At 69.7% G+C, this 17,363-nt stretch carries 16 protein-coding genes; 8 read left to right on the forward strand and 8 right to left on the reverse strand.

What is annotated here, in order from left to right:
• The first annotated feature begins 65 nt into the window (after positions 1-65).
• Together D7X30_RS14130 and D7X30_RS14135 are read left to right on the forward strand one after the other, a co-directional pair.
• Entirely contained in the window at positions 66-1,988 is a 1,923-nt protein-coding gene (locus D7X30_RS14130; protein ID WP_120563442.1) for an ABC-F family ATP-binding cassette domain-containing protein, read from the forward strand.
• Between the two features lie 109 nt (positions 1,989-2,097).
• Positions 2,098-3,012, forward strand: coding sequence for a flagellar motor protein MotB (locus tag D7X30_RS14135; protein ID WP_120563443.1), 915 nt, complete (start codon positions 2,098-2,100; stop codon positions 3,010-3,012).
• A gap of 10 nt (positions 3,013-3,022) precedes the next feature.
• Here the strand turns inward: D7X30_RS14135 and D7X30_RS14140 are convergent, their stop codons facing one another.
• From D7X30_RS14140 to D7X30_RS14150, 3 genes are all read right to left on the reverse strand, one after another.
• Positions 3,023-4,918 carry an OPT family oligopeptide transporter gene (locus tag D7X30_RS14140; RefSeq protein ID WP_120563444.1) on the reverse strand — a complete coding sequence of 632 codons (1,896 nt, stop codon included), beginning with the start codon at positions 4,916-4,918 and terminating at the stop codon, positions 3,023-3,025.
• A gap of 69 nt (positions 4,919-4,987) precedes the next feature.
• Complete coding sequence (locus D7X30_RS14145) at positions 4,988-5,470, reverse strand: peptidylprolyl isomerase (protein ID WP_120563445.1); 483 nt, start codon at positions 5,468-5,470, stop codon at positions 4,988-4,990.
• 74 nt (positions 5,471-5,544) lie between these two features.
• On the reverse strand, positions 5,545-6,822 hold the full coding sequence (locus D7X30_RS14150; protein ID WP_120563446.1) for a dicarboxylate/amino acid:cation symporter: 1,278 nt from the start codon (positions 6,820-6,822) through the stop codon (positions 5,545-5,547).
• A gap of 71 nt (positions 6,823-6,893) precedes the next feature.
• Between D7X30_RS14150 and D7X30_RS14155 the strand changes: the two genes are divergently transcribed.
• Positions 6,894-7,532, forward strand: a complete 639-nt coding sequence (locus D7X30_RS14155; protein ID WP_120563741.1) for a hypothetical protein — start codon at positions 6,894-6,896, stop codon at positions 7,530-7,532.
• Here the strand turns inward: D7X30_RS14155 and D7X30_RS14160 are convergent.
• Positions 7,511-8,284, reverse strand: coding sequence for a DNA methyltransferase (locus tag D7X30_RS14160; RefSeq protein ID WP_120563740.1), 774 nt, complete (start codon positions 8,282-8,284; stop codon positions 7,511-7,513). The genes D7X30_RS14155 and D7X30_RS14160 overlap by 22 nt on opposite strands.
• 92 nt (positions 8,285-8,376) lie before the next feature.
• Between D7X30_RS14160 and D7X30_RS14165 the strand changes: the two genes are divergently transcribed.
• Positions 8,377-9,249 (forward strand): DUF3396 domain-containing protein, encoded by an 873-nt coding sequence (locus D7X30_RS14165; RefSeq protein WP_120563447.1) that lies wholly within the window; start codon positions 8,377-8,379, stop codon positions 9,247-9,249.
• Between the two features lie 14 nt (positions 9,250-9,263).
• On the opposite strand, the gene D7X30_RS14170 is transcribed toward D7X30_RS14165, so the two are convergent.
• The 4 genes from D7X30_RS14170 to D7X30_RS14185 form a co-directional block, all read right to left on the reverse strand.
• Entirely contained in the window at positions 9,264-10,172 is a 909-nt protein-coding gene (locus tag D7X30_RS14170) for a DUF2381 family protein (protein ID WP_120563448.1), read from the reverse strand.
• Between the two features lie 122 nt (positions 10,173-10,294).
• Positions 10,295-12,169 carry a serine/threonine-protein kinase gene (locus tag D7X30_RS14175; RefSeq protein ID WP_120563449.1) on the reverse strand — a complete coding sequence of 625 codons (1,875 nt, stop codon included), beginning with the start codon at positions 12,167-12,169 and terminating at the stop codon, positions 10,295-10,297.
• Between the two features lie 377 nt (positions 12,170-12,546).
• Entirely contained in the window at positions 12,547-13,716 is a 1,170-nt protein-coding gene (locus D7X30_RS14180) for a TfuA-like protein (RefSeq protein ID WP_120563450.1), read from the reverse strand.
• Positions 13,717-13,790: 74 nt separating this feature from the next.
• The gene (locus tag D7X30_RS14185; RefSeq protein ID WP_120563451.1) at positions 13,791-14,945 is read right to left on the reverse strand and encodes a YcaO-like family protein; all 1,155 of its coding nucleotides are present in this window, start codon (positions 14,943-14,945) and stop codon (positions 13,791-13,793) included.
• A gap of 121 nt (positions 14,946-15,066) precedes the next feature.
• Here D7X30_RS14185 and D7X30_RS14190 point away from each other — a divergent pair, with 121 nt between their 5' ends.
• The 4 genes from D7X30_RS14190 to D7X30_RS14205 all read left to right on the forward strand — a co-directional run bounded on the left by D7X30_RS14190 (position 15,067) and on the right by D7X30_RS14205 (position 17,299).
• A complete protein-coding gene (locus D7X30_RS14190; protein ID WP_120563452.1) occupies positions 15,067-15,543 on the forward strand; it encodes a peroxiredoxin in 477 nt (158 codons plus the stop codon).
• Positions 15,544-15,693: 150 nt separating this feature from the next.
• The gene (locus tag D7X30_RS14195) at positions 15,694-16,266 is read left to right on the forward strand and encodes an RNA polymerase sigma factor (protein WP_120563453.1); all 573 of its coding nucleotides are present in this window, start codon (positions 15,694-15,696) and stop codon (positions 16,264-16,266) included.
• Positions 16,266-16,805, forward strand: coding sequence for a zf-HC2 domain-containing protein (locus tag D7X30_RS14200; RefSeq protein ID WP_120563454.1), 540 nt, complete (start codon positions 16,266-16,268; stop codon positions 16,803-16,805). Before D7X30_RS14195 ends, D7X30_RS14200 begins: the two co-directional genes overlap by 1 nt.
• Positions 16,806-16,810: 5 nt before the next feature.
• A complete protein-coding gene (locus tag D7X30_RS14205; protein WP_120563742.1) occupies positions 16,811-17,299 on the forward strand; it encodes a hypothetical protein in 489 nt (162 codons plus the stop codon).
• The last annotated feature ends 64 nt before the right edge of the window (positions 17,300-17,363 follow it).

The following is a 17,363-nucleotide window of genomic DNA, read 5'->3' on the forward strand; positions in this document are numbered from 1 at the left end:
CCCCGCTTCAAGTGGGGGGCGCCCTTTCGCTTTCTTCCGTCCCCCTTTTCGAAAGGTTCCTTTCCGTGACGCTGCTTCGCGCCGCCAACGTCCAGCTCGCCTTCGGCAGCCGCACCGTCTTCGAGGGCCTCACCTTCACCATCGAGGAGGGCGAGCGCGTGGGCCTCGTGGGCGTCAACGGCTCCGGCAAGTCGTCCCTGATGAAGATATTGGCCGGCGCGGCGAAGCCGGACCTGGGCGAGCTGCAGCTGCGCCGGGGCGCGCGTGTCACCTACCTGCCCCAGGAGCCGGAGTTCCCCGAAGGCGCCACCGTGCAGAGCGAGCTGGCCGTGTCCCAGGCGCCGCTGAAGGAGGCGCTGGACGCGCACGCGGAGCTGTCCCGGAAGCTGGAGGCGGACCCCGCGCACGCCACCCAGAAGATGCTGGAGCAGCTGTCCTCCCTGAGCGACCGGATTGAACAGGCGGGCGGCTGGGACACGGAGCACCACGCGAAGACGCTCTTGGACCGGCTGGGCGTGAAGGACTGGGACCGGCCGGTGGCGCAGCTGTCCGGAGGCCTGCGCAAGCGCGTGGCCATCGCGCGCGCGTTGCTCACGCGCCCGGACCTGCTGCTCTTGGACGAGCCCACCAACCACCTGGACGCGGACACCGTGGACTGGCTGGAGGACGAGTTGGACAAGCTGCCCGGGGCGCTGCTGCTCGTCACGCACGACCGCTACTTCCTGGACGACCTGGTGGACCGCATCGTCGAAATCCAGCCCGGCGGCGGCCTCATCTCCTACCCCGGCAACTACGCGGCCTACGTGGAGCAGAAGCTCGTGGCCCAGGAGAACGCGGAGACGGCGGAGCACAAGCGCGGACGCTGGATTGCCCAGGAGGTGGCGTGGCTGCGCAAGGGCCCGGAGGCGCGGCGCACCAAGAGCAAGGCCCGCATCGAAAGGGCGCAGAAGCTGCTGGCGGAGAAGGGCTTCCAGCGCCCCAAGGTGGCGGATTTGAAGGTGGTGGCGGCGCCCCGGCTGGGCCACACCGTCATCGAGGCTGAAGGGCTGAAGAAGTCCTTCGGCGACCGCAAGGTGCTGGACGGCGTGGACTTCCGCCTCCAGCGCGGCGAGCGCGTGGGCTTCCTGGGGCCCAACGGCGTGGGCAAGACGACCTTCCTGCGTGTGATGCTGGGGGAGATTCCCGCGGACAGCGGCAAGCTCGTCATCGGGAAGAACACCAAGGTCGCCTACTACGATCAGCAGCGCGCCCAGTTGGATCCGGATCAGACGGTGTACGACGCGGCCTCCAACGGCGAGGACCACGTGGAGCTGGCGGACCGGAAGGTGGCCCTGCGCGACTACCTGGAGGACCTGCTCTTCCCGGTGCCCATGCAGCGCATGAAGGTGGGCGCGCTGTCCGGCGGCGAGCGCAACCGGCTGCTGCTGGCGCGGCTGTTCCTGGAAGGCGCCAACGTGCTGGTGCTGGACGAGCCCACCAACGACCTGGACATCGTCACCCTCAACATCCTGGAGCGCCTGCTCCTGGACTTCGCGGGCAGCACCCTGCTGGTGACGCACGACCGGTACTTCCTCGACAAGGTGGCCACCGCCATCCTCTCCTTCGACGGCGAGGGCAAGGTCACCCGCTACGAGGGCAACTACGACATGTACAAGCGGCTGCGCGAGCAGTCGCAGGCCGCCGCGCTCAAGGCCGCCGCGCTCAAGAAGGACGAGCCCCGCGAGGAATCCGCCCAGAAGCCCGCGCAGAAGAAGCCCGGGAAGCTCTCCTACAAGGACCAGCGCGAGCTGGACGGCATGGAGGCCACCATCGAGGCCGCGGAGAAGCGCAAGGCGGAGCTGGAGGCGAAGCTGGCCGACCCCGCCGTCTACAGCCAGGGCTCCAAGGTGGCGGAGGTGAATCAGGCCCTGGAAGCCACCACCGCCGAAGTGGACCGGCTCTATACGAGATGGCAGGAATTGCAGGACCTGGCGGCTGGAACTGCCTGACGCGGCGATATTTGCGCGGGGCAAACATCAATGGGTGGCACCCGTGCATGATTTTCGGGCCGGGGGACTCTGGCTAGAGTCCGCGTCCCTCCGCCTCGGGAGTCGTCACGTGTTCCGTCCGGCCTCGGTCATCACCGCTGCCCTGCTGTCCCTTCCCTTCTCCGCCCACGCCCTGGAAAGCGGCCCCAAGAGCCCGCTGCCCATGTTCGACTTGCAACGGCTGCGCCTGGACCCGGCGGCGCTGGGCTCGCTGGTGGTGGGGACGGGCCGGACGCTGGAGTCCGGGCAATTGCGTGTGAGTTTGAACTACCACTACGAGCAGTTGCCCATGCATTTCCAGACGCGCTGGGAGCCCGGCGAGGGCACGGGCCTGGTAGAGAACAAGATGACCGCCCACATGACGGTGGCCTTCGGCGTGCTGTCGTGGCTGGAGGTGGGCGGAGAGCTGCCCTTCGTCCTGACGCAGGGGGGAAAGCCCACGCTGGAGTATTTCGGGCCGAACTCCGGGGGCATCGCCACGCCGTGGCTGACGGCCCGGGCCGCCGTGCTCCGCCAGTCGAAAGGCGCCCCCATCAACCTCTCGGTGGGGCTCACCGCGGGACTGCCGGTGGGCAGCCGCGAGGCGCAGGCGCACGAGGAATACGCGTGGCAGCCGCGTCTGCAATTGGGCTACGTGGGCGAGGGCTTCCAGGTGGGTGGCGAGGCCGGCATCTTCCTGCGCAAGCGCCAGGACCTGGGCCCCGTGTCCTACGACCCGCGCGACATCGCGGGCAATGAGCTGCGATTGGGCGCCACGGTGACGTCGCTCCACGGCGAGACGACGCGCGGCGAGGTGAGCGTGCTCACGGGCATCCCGCTGAACGGAGGCCGGGTGGGGGCGGAGCTGCTCATCGCCATCCGCCGCCATGCCCTGTCCAGCCTGGACCTGTATGTGATGGGCGGCCCGGGCGTGGGCGCGGGGTTCGACACGCCCACCTTCCGCTTCGTCGCGGGCGTGTCCTGGGCCACCAGCAAGGTGGACTGACGGACAGCCCCTACTTCGGCATGAAGCCGAAGGCCTTCACCATCGCGATGGCGATGCCCAGGAGGCTTTCGCCCGCGATGAAGCCGGAGCTGACGGGCAGCACCGCGTCCTCCGCGAGCTTCGGCTTCGCGCGCCGGAGGAACGCCGCCAGCGCCGCACCCACGAAGAGGCTGATGGAGCTGGAGCCGGGGATGACGATGGCCAGCCCCAGGCCGGACGCGCTGGGGATGAAGGCCTTCACCTTCGGATGGGCCCAGCGCTCCAGCAGCACCAGCGTGATGCCTAGGAGCGCGCCACACAGGGCGCCCACGCGCGCGGTGGGGTGCAGCGCGGACACACCCGAGGCGAGCATCTTCGACACGCCGGCCCACACCATGGACGCGGGCGCGGGGAACTGCTCCGTGCCCAGCACGTCCGCGGTGGGCACCAGCAGCTTGAAGATGGGCACCACCACCAGGGCGCCCGCGACCACGCCGAACAGCTGCGCGAAGAACTGCTGACGCGGCGAAGCACCCAACAGCCACCCGGACTTCAGGTCCGTGAGCAGGTCCGCCGAGTGCAGCCCCACGCCGCCCGTGGCGTTGGCGCTCATCACGTTGGCGGGGATGTTGCCCGGCGCCAGGCCACCGAAGATGAGCTGGGTGACGGGGCCCAGCGCCTTGGTGGGCGTGGTGTCCGTCTCTCCCGTCACGCGCGACGCGATGACGCCCATCACCACCGCCAGGGGGAGCGCGAGCACGCCGGCCCACCAGGGAATCTGGAACAGGTAGGCCATGAGGAAGACGGCCACCGGGCCCAGGAGTCCGAAGCCCAGGGGGAACCAGGCCGGGGGACACTCGATGTCCGCCAGCGGATCCTCGCGAGCGCCCTCCTTGGGCTTCATCCCCACCAGCCCGCCCAGCGCGGAGAACGAGCGCACCACGCTCTTCCACTGGAACGCGAACGACAGCAGGCCGGACGACACCAGCACCGCGGAGCCCGTCCACAGCGACCAGCTGTTGATGGCCTTGTACGTCACCTCCGGGATGACGCCCTGGGAGACCATGGCCGGCGCGAGGAAGCCGTAGTTGAGGATGGCGCCCAGCAACATGGACCAGCCGGTGCGGAAGTTCACCAGCGCGCCCGCGCCGATGAGCAGCAGGCTGAAGTCTAGCGACAGGGACCACTTGCCCGCCTCGCGTCCGAGGATGCTGAACGGCAGGCTCACCTTCTCCGGCAGGTTCTTCAGCCAGGTGAAGCGCGCGTCGCGCACCAGCACCAGCAGCGCGCCCACCAGCCCCGCCAGGCCCAGGAGGCGCGACTTGCGGCGGGCCACCGCGCCGTGGCCGTGCAGCGCGCGGATGGTCTCCGCGGTGGCCGTGCCCGTGGGGAACGGGAGCGCTTCGATGTTGATGAGCTGGCGCTTGATGGGGATGGCGGCGAAGACGCCCAGCGCGGAGATGACGGCGAACCACACCATCAGCCAGCCGGACGACGGCAGCGTGCCGGTGAGCATCAGCAGCGCGGGCACCGCGGCCATGTTGCCGCCGCCCGTCATGTAACCCGCGGCGGACGCCACGGAGCCCATGGCGTTGTTCTCCAGGTCGGTGAACTCGTTGCGCAGCAGCTTCAGCGAGCGCAGCGTGCCGAACACCGCGAAGGCCAGGATGCACGCGGTGATGGTGACGCCCAGGCTCCAGCCCGTCTTGAGGATGACGTAGAGGTTGGACAGGCACATCACCGCGCCAATGAGCATGCCGGCGATGACGGCGCGCACGGTGAGCTGCCGCGCGCCGCCCTGGTAGACGTGCTCCCGCCAGTACAGCTCCGGATCCATGGCCGCGGAGGCACCGGGCCGTTCGGGGACGGCGCCGGGATCGGGCGCGGGGACGCGGAGCTGGCTGGGGTTCGGGACGGGAGGAACCATGGGGGGCGCAAGATAGTGCACGCCCCCCGGGGTCACGAAACGCTCCGTGCCCGGAGGCTGGGAAAAGCGCTACCCGTGCGCGCCGCCCGGCCCGTGGACATGACCGTGCGCCAGCTCTTCCTGCGTCGCGTCACGCACTTCGCGCACGGTGACGTCGAAGTGGAGCGTCTTGCCGGCGAGCGGGTGGTTGAGGTCCACCACCACGGAGTCCGGGTTCACGGCGATGATGCGCAGAGGGACGTCGCCGTCCTCCGTCTGGGCCATCAGCGTGCCGCCCACCTGGGGCAGGTACGTGGTGGGCAGCATGGTGCGGGGGACGTTGCGCACGCCCTCCGGCTTGTGGATGCCGTAGCCCTGCTCCGGCGTCACCACCACCTGCTTGCTGTCCCCCACTCCCAGGCCGTCCAGTTCGCCCTCCAGGCCGGGGACGATCTGCTTGTGCCCGTGCAGATAGGCGAGCGGCTGGTTCGGGGCGCTCTGGTCGATGATCTGCCCGTCTCCCAGGTGGAGGCGGTAATCGAGGGCGACGACGCGACCGTTGGCGACTTTCATGCGGCTGAAGCTCCTTGGATTCGAAAGACGGCGGAGGGGACTTCGGTCAAAGGTGGAACCGGGGTGACGCCACGTCAGGCGGTGGGGGACTGCGCCGCCTCCTCACCGACCGGCTGGTCGGGGGGCTCGCCGCGTGACACGTACACCGCGGCCGCCAGGTCTCCGGTGACGTTGAGCACGGTGCGGCACATGTCCAGGAAGCGGTCCACGCCCAGGATGAGGCCCAGCCCCTCCACCGGGATATGGAACATGCCCAGGATCATGGCGATGACGGGGATGGAGCCCGCCGGCACGCCCGCGGTGCCAATGCCCGCCAGCACGCAGATGAACATGATGGTCGCCTGCTGCGTGAGGTCCAGCTGCACGCCATACACCTGCGCGAGGAAGAGGACGGTGACGCCCTCGAAGAGCGCGGTGCCGTTCTGGTTCATCGCGGAGCCGGCGGTGAGCACGAAGCGCGACACGTTGCGCGGCAGCTTGAGGTTCTCCTCCGCGACCTTGAGGGCGGTGGGCAGCGTGGCGCTGGAGGAGGACGTGGAGAACGCGGTGACGATGGCCAGCCGGCAGGAGCGGAAGAACTCCACCGGATTGCGTCCGCCCAAAAAGCGCACGGACAGCGAGTACATGACGAACATGTGGATGCCCAACGCCAGCAGCACCACGCCCACGTACGACGCCAGCTGTCCCAGGATGTGGAAGCCCAGGCGCGCCGTCATGGAGAACAAGAGCGCGCCCACGCCCACGGGGGCCAGCTGGAGCACCCCGTCGATGAGCTTCATCATCACGTCATAGAGGCCCTGGATGACGTCCTTGAGCCGCTGCGCGGGCTCGCCCGGGGTGAGCGCCAGGCCCAGGCCGAAGATGAGCGAGAAGACGATGAGGCCAATCATGTCCCCGTCCGCCGCGGCCTTCAGCGGGTTGGTGGGCACCATGGACATGAAGAGCGCGCCCGCGGAGGTGTCTCCAGGGGGCGGCGCGGGTTTGATGGTCGTGCCCGTGCGGGCCAGGGCGCGGGCCTCGTCGCTCAAGCCGTCACCGGGCCGCAGCGTGTTGACGAGCAACAGACCGATGAGCACGGAGATGACGGAGAAGACGACGGTGTAGCCCAGCGTGCGGGCGCCCAGCCGGCCCACCTGCTTCAGGTCCAGCTCCGCCACGCCCACGACGAGCGCGGAGAACAGGAGCGGCACGACGAGCATCAGGAGCAGGCGGATGAAGATCTGCCCCAGGGGGTTGGTGACGTGCTCGACGAGCCAGATGAGCCAGTCCGCGCTCCCGAACACGGCGTTGCAGACGAGCCCGGCCACCGCGCCGGCGGAAATGCCGAGGAGCATCTTCTGATGGGGCTTCATGAGGGGGCGAAGCCTACCGGCGAAAGGGAGTGGCGCCCACCTCGCGTTCAGGGGAAAGCTTCCGCCCCATCGTGGAATCCCTCGTCCAGCTCACCGAGCCCGCCCTGCCCCCGACCCTCTTCCAACGGCTGTCACGCCGCGTGGGAGACCTGAAGGGAGAGCGCCTGCGTCACACGTACCAGACGACGTTCTGGTACGCCTTTGGCCCTCCGGAGAACGTGGTGGAGGAGGTCATCCACACGCTGCGGCCCCGGGTGACGAAGGGCTGGAAGATCGCCGGCGTGGAGTGGTGGCTTTCGCGGATGCGGGCCACGGACGTGCGGGTGGACTTCCACCAGGACCGGGACGAGCGGCTGGCGTTGGCCACGGGGAAGCTGGTGCACCCGGTGCGCTCGTCGGTGTTGTTCCTCAACCGGGTGCGGGGCGGCGCGCTGGCGGTGACGCGGGAGCTGCCGTGTGAAGACAACCCGTCGCTCGCGCCGGACCGGCTGGAGGATTTGACGCTGGTGGCGCCTCGGCCCAACCGGCTGGTGGTGTTCGACGGGACGCTGACACACGGGGTGCTGGACGCGGACAACCAGGTCCCGGACGGCAAGCTGCCGGGGCCTTCTCGCGAGCGGCGCACGCTGGTGATGAACTGGTGGGGCCACCGTCCCACGGACGTGCCCCTGTGGAGCGAGACGCGCTTCTACCGGGCGCTGGCCAGCTGACGGGCGGTTTCGCGCAGGCGGTGGGTGACGCGCTCGGCCCACTCGGGTTCGACCTCCATGCAGGCGGGGCGGCGGCCCAGGCGCAGGGCGGCGGAGGGCATGGAGCCGCTGCCGGCGAACGGATCCAACACGGTGTCCCCGGGGCGGCTCCAGGTGCGGACCAGGGGCTCCAGCACGGAGAAGGGCTTGTGGTGCGGGTGGCCGCCCCACTGCACGGCCTCGGCGTCATCGTCGTAGCCGCCGACGACGGCCCACACGGTGGGGGCGTCCCCGAGTGCGAGCGGCGGCGCGGGCGTGCGGGCGATGACGAGGGCGACCTCGTAGACGCGCAGCATCTGCTCGTTGGCGTTCTTGTCGGTGGTGCGCTTGCCCCAGACGTATTCGCCGCGCAGGTGGGTGTAGCCCAGGCCGTGCGCGGCGGTGAGGATGGGCTCCTTGCCCAGCAGGTTGGTCCAGATGATGAGGGGCGCGTCCGGGGTGAGGTGCGCGGTGGCGCGCGTGAGCCAGGCCTCGGAGAAGACGCGGTAGTCGCGCACGGACTCGAAGCGGACGATGGGGTTGCGGTCGATCTTCTTGTTCGCGCGAGGGTCGCGCAGGTCCCCGCCCTTGCGGCGCCGGGTGAGCAGGCAATAGGGCGGATCCGTGTGGAGCAGCGAGGCGCGGGTGTCGCCGAGGGCGGCCCGGTAGCCCTCGGGCTCGCGCGCGTCGGCGCGGACGCAGCGCAGGGATTCGGGCGTGAGGTCGGAGGTCATCGTGTGGAGCCGCACCCTACCCGGCATGGGGACGGGGGTGCCGGGATTCTGGCACGCTCGGTGGGTATGCGTGTTCGGCCTGGAGTAGCACCGTGACGCGTTCTCATCCCCACATCCGGGATGGCGTCAGCATTGCCTTCTACTTGAGGCATTCGCATCAGGACATCACCCAGCGGGTTGAACACACGCTCCAGGTGTTTCAGCACGCCATTGCCCCGGCATCCCTGGATTGGTCTTGCGACTACGAAGGGGACTTCCACGAACTGGATGAAGAGGGGCAGGAGGTCCTGGAGCAGGAGTTCCACGCCTCCCGGTTCGCCCATGTCCATCTGGCGGATCACATCAACGGAGTCGGCGACTACAAGTTCATCTATGCAGGCCAGTGGCGGGAGAATCCCGGCTCCCCGGATGCGGCCCGGCTGTCGAGCACCGTCACCTTCTGGCTCCCCACGGAGTTCCTGGAGTCACACGGGCCTTGCGCCGTCCGCGAGCTGGCACTGAAACTCTCAGCGGACCTCCCGTTCGCCTCGGGGCACGCGGGGCTTGCATTCAACGCCGAGCTCGGCCTCCTGGAGGTCGATGAATGGATCCAGCGCGAACGCCTTCGCCATCCCGGAATGGATGTTCCCGACGAGTCCGCGTCCCTGCACCTGGGCGACCGCATCCGCGGCGTCCATTGGATGAACTTCCTGGGTCCTCCGGTGCTCACGGAACTGGGCGGTGTGGAGGCCCTTCGTGAACGGCTTCGGAGTCCTGACACGACCGTGCAGTCCCTGTCCGACGGACGCGCGGTCGTCACGCTGGGGATTGAACCTGACGCAGAAGACGTAACGAACAGCCCAGTGCTACCGGCCTATCGTGAACTGGCTCGCGTCCTGGAGCCCTGGATGTACTTCCAGGGCGACTCCCGCCCGTGGCGTGGCACCGAAGAGCAACGCAGATGGGAGCGCCGGTTCCTGGATTGAGTCAGGCTTCGAGCTCAGGGGAAGTTGATGCCACTCCACTGCGCCGTCCGTGTGCCATCCACATCCGTGACGCGCAGTTGGTATCCATCCAGCTCCGCGTTGTTGACATCGAATTCCAGGATCAAGGTCGCCTGAGACTCGGCCGTGATGGGTCCGGACTGAAAAGGCGGAAAGGATTGCCACTCCTTTCCCTGCCGGTCCACCAGCACGGCCTTCCCGATGGTCCATGGCTTCGTGTCAGCCGTCCTCAGCATCAACTGCACGGCCCTCCGCGGGCCCGACGTGAACACAGATCCTCTCTCCACATGGAATGAGCACGGGCGCCTGCATTTGATGCGCATCCACTTACCGTCGACCCCAATGCCAGGAAGCGACTTCGAGGCGATCAGGAGCCCCCGAAGGCCCATCGGCTCACGCGCGCCCTCTCCCGAGGAAACGTGTTCCTGACGCAAGCGCTCAAGTTCCGCGCGAAGTTGCTGCACTTCCTGGCGGTACGACTCCGCGGAACGCGCCCGTCGGTAGACTTCCACCTGCCGATCCACGGCACCTGAATCCACCACCAAGGTCAAAGACAACCTTGAGGGAAGCGCCGAGCCCGGATCCTTGAAGGGAATGGACAGCTTCAAGCTGTCCCCGCCCTGCAAGTCATTGGACGGCACGAGCACGAGCACGGAACTGCCTGTGCTCACCCGTGCGAACTGTGCTCGTGACTCCAGGCTCAGTTGGTCGTGCTGGATGTCGGTATCGAAGAGGAGCGTCGTGCTGACCCCAGGCCCGATGTGGATGGGGCGCGTCCCCAGGCCGTCCGCTCCCACTTCCATCCGGAGCGTCCCCTCAACCGCATCGTTCCCGACGGGAGGAGCCGCCAATACATGGGTCGACCAGAGAAGAACCGGAAGCGCGACGAACAGACAGGAGGGCACGGTGGGGAGGGCTCCTCGAACCGGGGCAGCAGGAGTTCCCTTCTATCACGGGGCGTTACGCGTACCCGCTGTTCGCGGATGACCCACCTCCACGAGTAGGCGTCGATGCGGCGAAGTGCCTGCTACCTGGGCTCGTAGTACACGTTGAGACGCTTGACCCCCACCACACCGTACAACTGGTTCGGGATCCACCGGGTCGTGGCGGTGTCCGGGGTGTAGCCCTCGTCGTTCACCCGGTGACCAAATTGACCGATCTCCTCGTCGATGTACTCCATGCAAATGGGGACGACCCTCCCGTCAGGTAGGGTGGCCTCCGTGAAGAGCAGTCGGGTGATCAGCGGATCGAACACCGCGCGGCCCTTCACCTTCGTCCCTATCGGCAAGGCACCGCGCCTCGCCGCCGCATTATGGACGATGCCCTGGATGGGCCCTTCACGGACCTCCAACTCGAATCTCTCCGCCTCCTTCAGCCAGAGGCCGTGCCAGATTTTGAAGCCGGACTTCACCTCCACCATGGCCTCCTGGGCTCCCGCCGGGCACGGTTCGCCCCGATCCCTGATGGTGTTGGCGCTGCCGCCCGCGCACGACGCGCCCACGCAGGCCGCAACGGCCGCTCCAGCGATCTTCCGCATGACACCGCCGTCCGCTCGCAGGGACTTCACGGAGGTTGTCGCAACCTCGGAAGGCTCGGTCGGAGCCGGCTCCGCCGCAGCGGAAACACCCGCATCCGGCGAAGACGCCACCGCGAGCACGGCGGCATCGGGAAGACTCGGGGTTGGTGTCACGGACGAACTTCCTTTCTCAGACACAGGCGCTACGGCAGGTGGAGGACGGTCTGGCGTCAGTCGCGCCAGCCCGAAGATCAAGAAGCCCAGCAGGAGTGCTCCCAGGCCCAGCACCGCGCCGGAACGACGGCGCCGCTTCGGCTGGACGGTCTCCGCGGGTACGGACGGTTCCGAAGGCGCTGACTCCCGGGCTTGCGCTGTCAGCTCCGTGGAACTCCCAGGGAACTGCGACAGCGACACCACACCCCGGTCCAGGCCGGACGCATCCGGATCCGCCGGGACGTCCAGCGAGACCTTCCAGTCCGCGTGGCGCTTGTCCTTCGCGGCGTCCCAGAGCGCCTGTAGCAGCGTCTCCGTCCCCGAGTAGCGATCCTCGGGGCGCTTGGAGAGCAGCCGCATCGCGATGTCCGACAGGCTGGAGGGGACCTTGGGGTTGATGTCCTTCGGCGCGCGCGGCACCACCGTCTCGATGGCGGGCAGCAACCGTTCGTAGGGAAGGCGTGGGTCGAAGGCGTAGCCGTCCGTCAGGGACTCGTAGAGCAGCGCGCCCAGCGCATACAGGTCGCCCGGGATGCCTGCGTCGAAGTTCGCTCCGGACTTCCAGGAGCCTTCGCGCAGGAAGGCCACGCACTCTGGCGGCAGCAGATGCGGCGACGCGGGCGCCACGCCCACGGTCAGCGTGGAGGCCCCTGGGATGCGCGCCGTGCCCAGGTCGATGAGGATGGGACGCTCATCCAGGCGGCGGATGAGCAGGTTGTCCGACTTGAGGTCGCGGTGATGCACGCCCCTGCGGTGGAGATCCGCCACCACCCGCACGACCTCCGTGTAGACGGTCAGCAGGTGCGCGGCGGAGGGCTTCACCCGCCAGCGCCACTCGTGGAACGTCTCGCCGTCCACGAAGTCGGTAACGTGGAAGAGGTAGCCGTCCGGTGGCTCCGGCCAGCGATCCACGGCGTGCACGCGCGGCAGGTTGGGATGCGGCGCGCACGCGAGCAGCGCCGCCACCTCCCGCGTGATCCGCCCGTTGACATCCTCTTCATCGCTGGCGTGCTGGTTCGCCGGACGCAACGCGAGCTTCAGCGCGTAGACATTCCCGCCCCGCTCCACCTTGAAGACCCGGCCGAAGCCTCCCGCGCCAAGCGTCCCGACGATTCGCCAGGGACCGACACTGTGGCCGACTTCAAGCTGGTCCGGGTGGAGCGGCGTGGTCATGACCCTGACTCAAGCCGTGACACAACCTGGGAGGTGGGGACGACCACCCGGGTTTTCAGGACCGCCGAGGGCGCCTTCCCTGCCACACCCCACCGCGGAGGTCGGATTCCCCGCAATCCACGAGCGTGCCCGGCCGATGACGGCGCGGACCCACTTGGCGGAACCACCCAGGGAGCGGTGTTCAATGCGGACAACCTCCGGGGTTGACCCTATCTGGCCCTGCGGGGCTGTCACGTTTTTTCGTGACGCAGCAGGGGGGTCGCCCCTGAACGGGCGTCCAACCCGTCAGGCAGCCTGAGGTTCGTGAAACAGGTTTCAGCCCGTCCGGATGTGACAGAGGGCCTGCCTGGGATTGTGTGGGGCCCGTCTCCGGCCGGCTATTCGCCTTCGTCGGAGGTGTCGTCCGCTTCCGCCAGCGCGCGGGCGGCCTGCTCCCACTGGCCTCCCAGTCGCGCCTCGGAAGCCAGGGCTTCGTCCCAGGAGGGACCGTCCGGAAGGAGCCTCGACGCGTGCTTCAAGGCCAGGCGCTCCAGCGCGCGGGCTTCGCACAGGCGGCGCAACTCCAGCGCATCGAGCCCGTTCGCTGAGAGGAAGGCCTCACGGCGCGAGGCCCGGACCTTCCGCTCGTTCCACCACGCGGCCTCCTCCGCGGCGATCTCCTCCTCCGTCGCGTCGAGGCCCAGCGAACGCGCCCAGCCCGCGAGCAGTGCCCGCCGCAGGCCCGCCTCCGCCCAGGCCGCCGCATCGGGCGCGCCGCGCAGCAGCTCCATCACGCGCCCGGAGTCCACGGCGCGTGAGCCCACGCGCGTCACGTCCTCCATCAGGCGCCGGCGCCTCACCAGCGACGAAGGATTGCGCCGCGCTCCCGGCTGCGTCGGGGCCGCTCGACTCACGAACTCCGCGCCCGCGCGCACGCACTCCATGGCGTCCAGCCGCTTGAGGTCTTCCACTCCGCCCGCGAACCAGGCGTCCCAGGCCTCGCGCACGGGCCGGGTCCACGAGGGCTCCACGGCTTCGCGGATCCGGGTCCAGGTGCGCTCCTGGTAGAAGATGCCCGCGGCCGCGTCCACCAGGGCCTGCGCCCCCGAACGCCCCAGCACTCGCGCCTTTCGCGCCAGCTCCGCCGCGTGCCTCACGTTCACCAGGGGCACGGTGAGGGGGCGCCAGCCGTGTTCGGCGTCCGCGTGCAGCAGCGCCACCTCCGAGTCGTCCACCGCTACGCCGTCGCGATACCAGCCGAAGATGTGGCCGACGCCGACCACGCCGTGCTCGGACAGCTCGGCGGCACGCAGCGCGCCCATGCTGCCCCCACCGAAGACGGCCACTCCGGCCTCCAGCGCCGCGAGCAGTTCGTGATGCCACACAGACGGCTGCGCTTCAAAGACGCCGTCCACCAGCACCAGTGCGCGGGGCTTGAGCGACAGCGCCCGCCACACGTCCCCCTGCCGCGCGGGAGGCAACACCGTGCACGGCGCGATCCGCCGGGCCTCGGCCGCGGGCAACGAAGGCCCCAGGAACACCACCAGGTCCTCGGGCCGGCGCTTCACGCGAGCCCCTTCACGCGCAGGACTGCTCGCGGCATCCGGGACGGCCCCTGAACCCTTCACACCTGACCGCCGCTTCACAGGAGCTCCGAGACGCGCATGCCCGGCACCACGACCTTCCACACGTGCAGCCCGGGCACCGGTGCGTCCAGCGCCACGCCCGCCACCTGTTTGAACCCCGCGCCGTCCAGCAGCGACAACACCGTGCGCACCTTCGCCGCCGCGGTCTTCGCGCGCCGGTCCATCGCATCCGGCATCGCGGCCACCTCGCGACGGGGCCTCACCTCCGCCAGGGCCTGCGCGAACCCCAGCGCCGCCTCGCGGTCCGCCGCGGCCACGTCCTCACGGGCTCCGTGGATGTCCGTCAGCCGTGATTGCGCGGCCTCCAGCAAGGCCTTCAGCAAGGCCTCATCCCGGTCCATCGCGCACGCATAGCCGGCCGTGAGCGGCACCGGGCCCTCGTCCGCGTCCACCAGCACCGCCGCCGCCACGGGCAGCCCCACCCTCCCGCGCGTCCGGGGCGCGGGCGTCACATCGAAGAGGTAGGCCCGAAACCCCTGGGCCTTCAGCGCGTTCCTCAGCGCGGCCGTGCGTGGTGCCCAATCCTCCAGGGACTCCGGCCGCAGCATCCGCCCCACCACGCCCTCCTCCGACCAGCCCTCTGGCAACGCCCTCGACAGCTGGTCGCGCTCCGTGGCCTCCAGCAGCGCGTGCAGCAGCGCCGGGTCCGACTCCGGATGCGCCCCGGAGCCATTCGTCGTCCACGCCACCGACACCGGCCCCAGCTCCACCGTCCCCGCGGGCGGGCAGTACACGCCCTGCGCCGGGACCCAGACCCGCTCGTCCCCGGCCAGCGTCCGCGCCTCGCACCACGCCAGCCGCACCGCCGGCCCCGCGAGCCTCGGCGCCACCACCGCGCCCGCCGACCCGAGCGCCTCCACGCCCCAGACCGTGTCGCCGCCCCGCTCCAGCTCCGTCCGGGAGCCCCAGCGCAGCCGCTCCGGCCGCACCGTCTCCGCCGCCCACAGCTCCGCGGTCTCGAAGAGCGCGCCCCGGGCCGCGGCCTCGTACGTCAGCCCCTTGCCATTACACACCTGGAGCACGTGTCCACCCGGACGCACCGCGCAGGCGACCTCCACGCCGGTGCGGTCCAGGCCGGTGACCCGGGCGACCCGGGTGACTCCCAGGCCTCGGGCCAGGGCATCAAGAAAGGAGGGGGAGATGGAATCCATCAAGGCAGGCGACACGGAGGGACACCTTAGCGGACACCCGGCGCGGCGCGGCATGGGATGACGGGGAAAACGTGGTAGGGGAAGGGCAGCCCCGGCCGTATCGGGATGGAGCGCGCATCGAATGATTGCCGTCGGAGAACTCGCACCGGACTTCGCAGCGACCGACTGCCACGGGCAGCCCGTTCGATTGTCGGAGCTGCGAGGCCGGCGCGTCGTGCTCTTCTTCTTCCCCCGCGCCTTCACCGTGGGCTGCACCATCGAGAACCGCGCCTTCAGGGACAACCACGAGCGGATCCGCTCGCTGGGCGCGGAGCTCGTCGGCGTCTCCGTGGACACGCTCACCACCCAGTGCGACTTCGCTGAACAGGAGGGCATCCACTTCGCCCTGCTGGGAGACGACGAGCGGCGGATCAGCCGCGCCTGGGGCGTGCTGTGGCCGATCCTCAACATCGACCGGCGCGTCACCTTCATCATCGGCGCGGACGGCGTCGTGGAACACGTCATCCACCACGAGGTGCGCGTCTACCGCCACCTGGATGACGTGCTGAAGTACCTCCAGGCCCACCCCACCCCGGGCAGCGACACCGCCTCCGCCTGAGGCCTTGCGCCCGCCCGCCTGCCCGGTACCGGACGCCTTGCGCACATCCCGGGAGGCGAAAAACGGGCCGGAAAATAACCTTCCGGCCCCTGGAGGGTTCAAGCCCCTGTGAGCGGACGGGTCCTAGGACTGGTGCGGCCCGGTGGGGCCGTGAGCGCTCTCTCGGATGAGGCCCTGTGCGGGGCCTTCCTCGCGGGGGACGCGACGGCGTTCGGTCAGCTCTTCGAACGGCACCGGGGCCTCGTCTTCTCGCTGATGCGCCGCTACACCGTGAGCGCGGAGGACGCGGCGGACCTGACACAGCAGGCATTCCTCCGGGCCCTGGAAGCGTCACGGCGGGTGTTCGCGCGCTTCACGCCCACCACGCCCACGCCGTTCCGTTCGTGGCTGGTGCGGGTGGCGCTCAACCTGGCGAAGAACCACGCGCGCCAGGGGCTGCGGTGGCGGCCGGTGCTGGTGGAGTCGGTGACGGATGACGTGGCGATGGACATGGGCGAGGGCGCGGACGCGTCGCTGGAGCGCACCCAGCAGGGCCAGCGGGTGCGGCAGGCGGTGCTCGCCCTGCCCCGCCGTCAGCGCGAGGTGCTGACGCTGCGGGTGGACGGCGGTCTACCGTTCAAGGACATCGCGGAGACGCTGGGCATCACGGAGAACAACGCGAAGGTGCAGTTCCACCACGCGGTGAAACGCTTGAAGGCCGACGTGGCCGGGGAGACGCAGTGATGGGTGCGTGCGTGGAATACGAGGAGCAGGCGAGCCTCCACGCCGCGGAGGCGCTGGAGGGCGAGGAGGCCGCGCGCTTCCAGACCCACCTGGAGTCCTGCGCGGCCTGTCAGGCGGAGGTGGCCTCCGCGCGCGAGGTCCTGGGCCTGGTGGCGCTGCCGCCCCAGACGCCCGTGGAGGTGCGCGCGCAGGAAGGCCTGGGCGCCAGGACGCTGGCGGCGTGGCGCCGGGAGCAGACGCGCCGGGGGATGGGCCGCCGGGCGCTGGGGTCGCTCGCGGCCGTGGCGGCGGTGGTGGCGCTGATGCTGGGACCGTCCGCGCTGGAGCGGCTCAAGGCGCCCCGACCGGTGACGGCGCCGGCCTCCGTGCCGTCCGCGAGCGCCCGCGACGACGTGGACGCGGAGACGCTGGCCGCCTTCGAGGCCTGGGCCGGGTTGGATCCGCTGGAGGACGACGGCTCGGGGTACGGCGTGGATGAGGACCTGTCGTGGGACGACTCCGACCTGGACGGGGACTTCGACCTGGGAGAGACACTGTGAAGACGATGAAGCGGATGACCTGGGCGCTCGTGTTCGCGCTGCCAATGATGGCGATTGCGCAGCCCGGGCCGAGGGCGCCGGGCGCGCGTGACGCCGACCGCATGGCCCGCGCCGAGCAACGGCAGCGGCTGCGGCAGGTGCTGGAGCTGGCGGACACGCTGGAGCTGGACAGCGCGCAGGCCCTGAAGATGGATGAGACGCTGCGCCGCTTCGAGGACCGGCGCCGCCCGCTGCGTGAGCAGGTGCGGGACTCGGCGCGCATCCTCCACCTGGCGTCGCGGGGCGACAGCGCGGCGCTGGGTCAGGTGGACGCGGCGGCGCAGAAGGTCTTCGACGCCCGCGCGCAGATCGCCGCGCTGGACCGGGAGCTGTACCAGGCGCTCGCCAGGGACCTGAGCCCGGAGAAGCGCGCGCGGCTGGCCGTGGTCATGGCCCGCTCCGAGGGCATGAAGGGACTGAAGACCAAGGGACCGAAGGAATCGCGCGGCGACTGAGGACGTCCCTCCCGACGGTCGGAGGCGGACGGGCGGGCACGGACGGGCATCCCCGGGGGACATC

This window comes from Corallococcus sp. AB011P (assembly GCF_003611605.1).
Classification (GTDB): domain Bacteria; phylum Myxococcota; class Myxococcia; order Myxococcales; family Myxococcaceae; genus Corallococcus; species Corallococcus coralloides.